At 71.7% G+C, this 7489-nt stretch carries 6 protein-coding genes; 4 read left to right on the plus strand and 2 right to left on the minus strand.

The window, feature by feature from the left end:
* The first annotated feature begins 31 nt into the window (after window positions 1-31).
* The 4 genes from L7D48_RS23080 to L7D48_RS23095 all read left to right on the plus strand — a co-directional run bounded on the left by L7D48_RS23080 (window position 32) and on the right by L7D48_RS23095 (window position 4889).
* Entirely contained in the window at window positions 32-1537 is a 1506-nt protein-coding gene (locus tag L7D48_RS23080; protein ID WP_237882050.1) for an alpha-N-arabinofuranosidase, read from the plus strand.
* Between the two features lie 85 nt (window positions 1538-1622).
* Complete coding sequence (locus L7D48_RS23085; RefSeq protein ID WP_237882052.1) at window positions 1623-2948, plus strand: ABC transporter substrate-binding protein; 1326 nt, start codon at window positions 1623-1625, stop codon at window positions 2946-2948.
* A gap of 10 nt (window positions 2949-2958) precedes the next feature.
* Window positions 2959-3927 (plus strand): carbohydrate ABC transporter permease, encoded by a 969-nt coding sequence (locus tag L7D48_RS23090; protein ID WP_237882054.1) that lies wholly within the window; start codon window positions 2959-2961, stop codon window positions 3925-3927.
* The gene (locus tag L7D48_RS23095) at window positions 3924-4889 is read left to right on the plus strand and encodes a carbohydrate ABC transporter permease (protein WP_237882056.1); all 966 of its coding nucleotides are present in this window, start codon (window positions 3924-3926) and stop codon (window positions 4887-4889) included. Before L7D48_RS23090 ends, L7D48_RS23095 begins: the two co-directional genes overlap by 4 nt.
* Window positions 4890-4919: 30 nt before the next feature.
* Here L7D48_RS23095 and L7D48_RS23100 read toward each other — a convergent pair whose 3' ends face one another.
* The gene (locus tag L7D48_RS23100; RefSeq protein WP_374493397.1) at window positions 4920-5675 is read right to left on the minus strand and encodes a DUF5995 family protein; all 756 of its coding nucleotides are present in this window, start codon (window positions 5673-5675) and stop codon (window positions 4920-4922) included.
* Window positions 5676-5818: 143 nt separating this feature from the next.
* The gene (locus tag L7D48_RS23105; RefSeq protein WP_237882058.1) at window positions 5819-7270 is read right to left on the minus strand and encodes a uracil-xanthine permease family protein; all 1452 of its coding nucleotides are present in this window, start codon (window positions 7268-7270) and stop codon (window positions 5819-5821) included.
* Window positions 7271-7489 lie beyond the last annotated feature (219 nt).

Raw genomic sequence — 7489 nt, forward strand, 5'->3', positions numbered from 1 at the left:
CCGCCCGCCCCCTGAGCCTCATGGAGCGCCCATGCCCACCGCCCGTCTCACCGTCGACCCAGGCTTTCGCATCGGGACCGTGGACCGGCGCCTGTTCGGCTCCTTCGTCGAGCACATGGGCCGGTCGGTCTACACAGGTGTCTTTGAGCCGGACCACCCGGCGGCCGACGAGGACGGCTTCCGCACGGACGTCCTGGACCTCGTCCGCGAACTCGGCGTCACGCTCGTGCGCTACCCCGGCGGCAACTTCGTCTCCAACTACCGCTGGGAGGACGGGGTCGGCCCGGCCGACCGGCGCCCCACCCGCCTGGACCTGGCCTGGCGCAGCGTGGAGAGCAACGCCTTCGGCCTCAACGAGTTCATGGCCTGGGCCGGCAAGGCCGGCATCGAGCCGATGATGGCCCTCAACCTCGGCACCCGCGGCACGTCCGAGGCCCTGGACCTGCTGGAGTACACCAACCACCCGGGCGGCACCGCCCTGTCGGACCTGCGCCGCTCCCACGGCGTGGCCGACCCGCACGGCGTCCGTATGTGGTGCCTGGGCAACGAGCTCGACGGCCCCTGGCAGATGGGCCACAAGACCGCCGCCGAGTACGGCCGGCTCGCCGCCGAGACCGCCCGCGCCATGAAGCGTTTCGACCCCGGCCTCGAACTGGTCGCCTGCGGCAGCTCCAACGCCTACATCGACACCTTCGCCTCCTGGGAGGCGACCGTCCTGGAGCACACCTACCCGTTCGTCGACTACGTCTCCCTGCACGCCTACTACGACCCCACCGACCGCGACGCCGACTCCTTCCTGGCCAGCGCCACCGAGATGGACCGGATGATCGACTCCATCGTCTCCACCGCCGACCACGTCGGCGCCAGGCTGCGCGACCGGAAGAAGATCAAGCTCTCCTTCGACGAGTGGAACGTGTGGTACCAGAGCCGCTTCGGCGGCGAGGACTCCCTGGACTGGCGGCCCGCGCCCCGCCTCATCGAGGACGTCTACGACGTCACCGACGCGGTCGTCGTCGGCAGTCTGCTGATCACCCTGCTCCGCCACGCCGACCGGGTCGGAGCCGCCTGCCAGGCACAGCTCGCCAACGTCATCGCCCCGATCATGACCGAGCCCGGCGGCCCCGCCTGGCGGCAGACGATCTTCCACCCCTTCGCGCAGACGGCGCGCCATGCCCGGGGCACCGTGCTGCGCGTCGAGCCGGACTCGCCGGTGATCGAGACCGAGCGCTACGGCGAGGTCCCGGCCCTGTGGGCCACGGCCACCCATGACGAGGAGAGCGGCGAGATCGCCCTGTTCGCGGTCAACCGCGACCGCACCTCCCCCCTCGCCCTCACCGCCGATCTCAGACCCTTCCCCGGCGCCCGGGTCGTCGAACACCTCGCGCTCGCCGACGACGACCCCTCCGCGGTCAACACCGCCGAGCGTCCCGACCGCGTCCGGCCCCGCCCGGTGGTCGGCACCGAGACCGGCGACGGTGTCCTCAAGGCACATCTGCCGCCGGTCTCCTGGAGCATGATCCGCCTCGCCACCCGCTGACCGTCCCCGCACCCCGCCGCCTCGGTAGCGACCCACCACCTCCCAGGAGCAGACAATGAGCAGTACATCCCCGTACGGTACGAACATGCGGCGCAGATCCTTCCTCGGCGCCGCGGGCGCCCTGGCCGGCACCGGTCTGCTCACCGCCTGCGGCGGGGGCACCAAGCTGGGCGCCGACGAAAGCGGCCCCGACGACGCGCCCGAGTTCAAGGGCGGCGAGTACGACGGCCCCAAGGTCACCCTCCAGTACTGGAACGGCTTCACCGGCGGCGACGGCCCCCACATGCGCGCCATGCTCAAGGCGTTCAACGAGGAGTACGCCGGGAGGATCGAGGTGCGCAACACCACCCGGCAGTGGCAGGACCTCTACCCGGCCATGCCCACCGCCATCACCGCGGGCAAGGGCCCCGACGTGGCCGTCATCCACAACGACTGGGTCGCCACCTTCGCCGCACGCCGCACCCTCGTCCCACTGGACGACCTGGTCTCCGCGCTGGAGCTGACCGAGTCCGACTTCATCCCCGCCGTCTGGCAGGCCGGGATCTACCGGGACAAGCGCTACAGCATCCCCCTCGACGTGCACTGCCTGGCCGACTACGCCAACGCCAGGCACCTGGCCCGCGCAGGACTGGACGCGCTGCCCACCGACCGCTCCGGCTACGAGGAAGCGCTCGCCGAGCTGAGTGACGCCGGGGTCGAAACCCCCTTCTGGATGCCCAACAAGTGGCCCGCCCACCTGATGTTCATGTCCCTGCTGTGGCAGTTCGGCGGCGAGCTGTACGACACCGAGGGCACCGCCGCCAAGTGGGGCTCGGACGCCGGGGTCGAGGCCCTGTCGTGGATGCGCGAGCAGATCACCAAGGGCCACAGCCCCGCCCAGGTCGCCCAGGACGCCCAGTACAACGCCTTCAAGAACAACAGGGTCAGCTTCACCTGGGACGGCATCTGGCAGATCAACGACCTCAAGGCCAACGCCAAGAACCTGCGCTGGGAGATGGCCCCGATCCCCACCATCGGCGACGCCCCCGCCGCCTGGAGCGCCTCCCACAACTTCGTGCTCACCTCGCAGGCCGCCGAGGACGAGAACAAGGTCAAGGCCGCCAAGTTCTTCATCGACCACATGAGCAAGCGCTCCACCGAGTGGGCCAAGGCCGGGATGATCCCCGCCCGCAACTCCGTCCGCGAGGACTCCGAGGTCGCCGGGCTGCCGCAGATCGAGCTGGCGGAGGACCTGGAGATCTTCCACTTCCTGCCCGCCCTCCCCGGCATCGGCGACGTCCAGTCCAAGGCGCTCGAACTGGCCGTCCAGAAGGCCGTCCTGGGCCAGCTCCCGCCCGCCGAGGCTCTGGCCGAGGGCGTGCGCACGGCCGACAAGCTCCTTGCGGAGAACAAGCAGAAGTACGCGAAGTGAGGCATCCGACGTGGCACTGCGGCTGACCGCACGGCCGTCCACCGCGGGAGCACGAGCCGGGCGTGGCCGGACCCCCGCCCGGGTCGCCACCCGCTCCTACCGGTGGTGGACGCCGTACGTCTTCATGGGCCCCTACCTGGCCCTGTTCGCCGTCTTCGTCCTCGCCCCGATCGGCTACGGCCTGTGGATCAGCCTCCACTCGTGGGACATCAACATCCCGGCCAAGCCCTTCGTCGGCCTGGACAACTACCGCGAACTGTTCGACCTCGGGAGCGTGGAGGGGCCGCGTTTCTGGACCGCGATGCGCGCGACGGGGATCTTCACCGCGCTGTCCCTGCCGTTCCTGCTGGCCGTGCCGCTGTTCGTGGCGATGCTGATGAACGGCAGGTTCCGCGGCCGCAACCTGTACCGGGCGGTGTACTTCGCCCCGTACGTGCTCGGCGTCGCCGTGGTCGGCCTGCTGTGGCGCTTCCTGCTCGACGGCAACATCGGCATGGTCAACCACTACCTGGGCGTGCTCGGGCTGCCCGACGACATCCAGTGGACGACCGACACGCCCGCCGCCTGGTGGGGCCTGGTGGGCGTCACCGTCTGGTGGACGCTCGGCTTCAACGCCGTCATCTACCTCGCCGGACTCCAGGACATCCCCACCGAGCTGTACGAGGCCGCCCGCGTCGACGGCGCCGGCGCCTGGCAGCGGTTCGTCCACGTCACCCTGCCCGGGCTCCGCCCGGTGCTGCTGTTCGTGATCAACGCCACGCTCCTGGCGTCGGCCAACATGTTCGGCCAGTCCTATCTGATCACCACCGGCGCCCCGGCGGACGAGACCAAGACCGCGATCTTCCTGATCGCCGAGACCGGTCTGCGCCGGTTCGAGATGGGCACCGCCTCGGCGATGAGTTTCGTACTCGCCCTGGCGCTGATGGCCGCCAGCGCGGTGATCTTCCGCATCTTCCGCGAACGTCAGGAGGACCGATGACCGCCGCCCGCTCCGGCTCCGCCCCGGTGTCCGGGTCCCGGACGCACGAGGGCCGACCCGTCTCCGAGACGACGGAGCCGTCCCCCGGGGCGGCGGGACGGGCAGGGGCCGGCCGGGTGGGCGCGGCCCAGGCGCCCACCCGCCGGCTGCGCCGCTCCCTGCTCCACCTCGTCCTGGGCGTCGTCGCCGCGCTGTACCTCAGCCCGCTGCTGTACATGCTGGCCACCTCGTTCAAGACCCGGGGCGAGGCCGGGGCCACCGAACCGCGCTGGACGCCCGACCCGTTCACCCTCGACGCGTACCGCCAGGTGCTGGGTTCCACCGACAGCCCGGTCGTGCAGTGGTTCCTCAACAGCCTGCTGGCCGCGACCGCCCACTCCGCGCTGGTGCTGGCCACCGCCACCCCGGCGGCGTACGCGCTGGCCCGTATGGACTTCCGCGGCCGGGGTGTGATCTTCGCGGGCGTCGTGGCCACCCTCTTCGTGCCCCCGGTGATCCTGCTGGTCCCCAACTTCCTGATCGTCAACGAACTGGCCTGGGTGGACACCCTTCCGGCGATCATCGTCCCGGCGGCGGCCGGCGCGTTCGGCGTCTTCTTCCTGAGGCAGTTCTTCCTCACCCTTCCCGGGGAACTGGAGGAGGCCGCGGAGATCGACGGCTGCAACCGGTGGCAGATCTTCCTCCGGGTGGTGCTCCCGCTCGCCCGCCCGGCCCTGGTCACGCTCGCCCTGCTGTCGTTCCTGAGCAACTGGAACGACTTCCTGTGGCCGCTGTACGTGCTGCTCAGCCCCGAGACGCTGACTCTGCCCGCCGGTCTTGCCAACTTCCAGGGCGCCAACAACATCCGCTACGACCTGCTGATGGCCGGGGCCGTCATCGCAAGCGTCCCCGTGCTGCTGCTGTACGTGGTGGCGCAGCGCTGGGTGATCGAGGGGGTGTCCCGCTCGGGACTGAAGGGGTGAGACGGGCCGGTCGGGTCCGGCCTGTGGCGCTCACCCCGTGCGTGCGACCGGGCGGCGTTCCAGCGGAGTGAGCAGGAAGCGGCCCACCAGGCCCACCCCCGAGTCCAGCCGGCGGGTGAACTCCTCGGCCAGTTCCGGCAGCCGCCGCATGCTCCACAGCAGCCGCGCCGCCGACCAGGCCGAGTCCCTGGCCCGCTCCATGTTCCAGCCGGCGATCAGATGGGTGAGCGGATCGGCGATGTCCAGCGGACCGGGACCGGGCGCGAGGTCCTCGCGGATCCGCTCCTCCAGCTCCACCAGGACGTCCCCGATCCGGTCGAACGCGCCCTGGAGCGCGGAGGGTTCGCACCCGTGCGCCCGGGCGGTCTCCACCACGGCCATCGCCAGGTCGTACCCGATGTGCGCGTTGACCCCCGCCAGCGCGAACTGCGCGGGGTGCAGGCCCGTGTGGTGGCGCGCCCGGAACAGCGGACGCCAGCAGGCGGGGACGGGTCCCCCGGCGGCGGCCAGGTCGACGGCGGCCGGATAGCGTCCGGCGAAGACCGCCGCCAGGGCCGCCGCGGAGCGGGGGCGGGGCAGGAGACCGTCGACGAGGCTGTGGCGCACCGACAGCGTCACGGACAGATAGACCCGGTTGAAGGCCGCCACCCCGTCGTGCGGCGGCAGTTCCTCCTGGAGCGCGCGCATCCGCGCGATCACCCCGTCCATCCCCTCGGCCCCGCCCGCCTCGCCCGTCCGGTCCGCGGCGGCGGGTCCGGCGGCGGACCCGGACTGCGTCATCGTCATGCGCTCAGCGTGGCAGAAAGGGGCCGGACGCAGGGGGGAGAGCGGGAAGTCCCCCGGATCGGGCGACCCCCGAACGGACGGCGAACCGCTGTCCGCCGGGGGAGCGGCGGGCGGCAGGGGGCGGCCGCAACGCCGCCTGCCGCCTACCGCTTGCCGGGCCCGGTGCCGTCCGTGCCGCCGGCGCCGTCCGTGCCGCCGCCCGCGGTCTCGGCCCCGGTGTCGGTGTCGGTGTCGTAGGAGGAGGTGCCCTCGTCCAGCAGCGGCTCCTGGGCACGCATGTGCGCCGGGGCCAGCGCCCGCAGCACGTGGTAGCCGGTGAGGACGACGATGGTGCCCAGCGCGATGCCGTTCAGTTCGAAACTGTCGGTGATCTCCAGGCTGACGCCGCCGACGCCGATGATGACGCCCGCCGAGACCGGCACCAGGTTCAGCGGGTTGCGCAGGTCCACCCGGCCCGCGAGCCAGATCTGCGCGCCGAGCAGGCCGATCATGCCGTAGAGGATCACGGTGATCCCGCCGAGCACACCGCCGGGGATCGCGGCGATCACCGCGCCGAACTTCGGGCAGAGCCCGAACAGCACGGCGAAGCAGGCGGCGGCCCAGTAGGCGGCGGTGGAGTAGACGCGGGTCGCGGCCATCACGCCGATGTTCTCGGAGTACGTGGTGGTGGCCGGGCCGCCGACCGCCGTGGACAGCACCGTGGCCGCGCCGTCGGCGCCGATCGCGGTGCCCAGCTTGTCGTCGAGCGGGTCGCCGGTCATCTCGCCCACGGCCTTCACATGGCCCGCGTTCTCCGCGATCAGCGCGATCACCACCGGCAGCGCCACCAGGATCGCCGACCACTGGAACTCGGGGGCGTGGAGGGAGGGCAGCCCGATCCAGTCGGCCTCGGAGACGCCCGAGAGGTCCAGCCGCCAGTGGTCGACGGCCTCCCCGCCGCCCGCCGGGGAGTGGATCTTCCCGAAGACCAGGTCCATGATCCAGGAGACGACGTAGCCGAATACCAGCCCGAGGAAGATCGCCACACGGGACCAGAAACCGCGCAGCGCCACCACCGCGAGCCCGGTGAAGAGCATGGTCAGCAGCGCCGTCCACTGGTCCTGCGGCCAGTACGTCGAGGCCGTCACCGGGGCCAGGTTGAAGCCGATCAGCATCACGACCGCGCCGGTGACCACGGGAGGCATCACGGCGTGGATGATCCGCGCGCCGAACCTCTGCACCACCAGGCCGGCCAGCAGCAGCACCACGCCGACCACCAGCAGCGCCCCGGTGATCGTCCCGCTGTCGCCGCCCGACGCCCGGATCGCCGCGGCGACGCCGACGAAGGAGAGGCTGGAGCCCAGATAGCTCGGCACCCGGCCGCGCGTCATGAGCAGGAACACCATGGTGGCGACGCCCGACATCATGATGGCCAGGTTCGGGTCCAGGCCCATCAGGACCGGGGCGACGAAGGTGGCGCCGAACATGGCGACCACGTGCTGTGCCCCCAGCCCGGCCGTCCGCGGCCACGACAGCCGCTCGTCGGGCCGTACGACGGCTCCGGGCGCCGGTGTGCGACCGTCGCCGTGCAGGGTCCAGCGCAGACCGAGGCCCATGGGTGCTCCGTTTCGTGCTCACGCGGTGGTGCGCTCCGGCGCGCTCCGGAGTACTTCGGAGCGCGCCGGGGTGTGATCGGGTGTGACCGGAATCGATCGGCCCACATGCTACGGGGCGCCTTCGGGGATGTCAGTCGGCGGTGCGCGGCGGGAACGACCCGCCATGGCGGCCGGGCCACCCCCCGGCCGGGAACGTCGTCCCCGCTCCCGGTCCCGCCT

Source organism: Streptomyces sp. ICN903, from assembly GCF_022015835.1.
GTDB classification, from domain to species: domain Bacteria; phylum Actinomycetota; class Actinomycetes; order Streptomycetales; family Streptomycetaceae; genus Streptomyces; species Streptomyces fenghuangensis.